The organism is Brevibacillus sp. SIMBA_040 (assembly GCF_046535075.1).
In the GTDB taxonomy this organism is placed as follows: domain Bacteria; phylum Bacillota; class Bacilli; order Brevibacillales; family Brevibacillaceae; genus Brevibacillus.
Map to the genome: position 1 here is coordinate 1 of NZ_JAWRXI010000049.1, position 678 is coordinate 678.

1 pseudogene is annotated in these 678 nt (G+C 39.1%); it reads right to left on the bottom strand.

Annotation, left to right across the window (positions count from 1 at the left end):
• A pseudogene (locus SB752_RS31880) lies at positions 1-586 on the bottom strand (HTH domain-containing protein); the annotation flags it as partial.
• Positions 587-678: the final 92 nt, after the last annotated feature.

Genomic DNA, 678 nt, shown 5'->3' on the forward strand with positions numbered 1-678 from the left:
TTTTCGTCTTTTTGCTTTCTTTGTTCCTGAGACTTGACCGAGAAATAATTATAATATCCACTCCGTGAAACACCCGCCACGTCACATAGGTATCTCACCATATTAGGAAGGTGGAATTTCTCAATAACGGAACGGATAAGAATATATTTCAGGCTAGGAGGTAAGGCTACAGCCCTCCCTTCAACCCCCTTTCTGCCATTTGGATCTTTTTTAACAGTTCATTTTCTGCTTTTAATAAATTGTTTTGAGCCTCTAAACGGGCATACTTTTCCTCTAGAGTCAGTTCCTTTACACGAGGACGTCCAGCGTGTTTAGCTCTACTGTCGCTCAGTCCATCTACTCCATTTTCCCGGTATGCTTTCAGCCATCGATCCGCAGATGATTTCACTCTCTGTGGTCCAATGACATTGACATCAAATCCGCATTCCTCAAATATCTGACTCCGAAACTTTCCTTTTTCATGTTCAACGATGTAGTTACGTTTAAATTCATCAGTATATGTGATTGCCTTGGAGCTAACTGATTTGACGTATGGATTTTGCTTTAGCAGTTTTATTTCTTTTTCTGTAAATACCTTCTTACTCATGATTTTCCCCAATCCCTGTTTTTCTCAAGTATACAAAAAAGTACCCTATAGGTAGACTTTTTTAACGTGTCTACTCTATAGGGTACATTTTA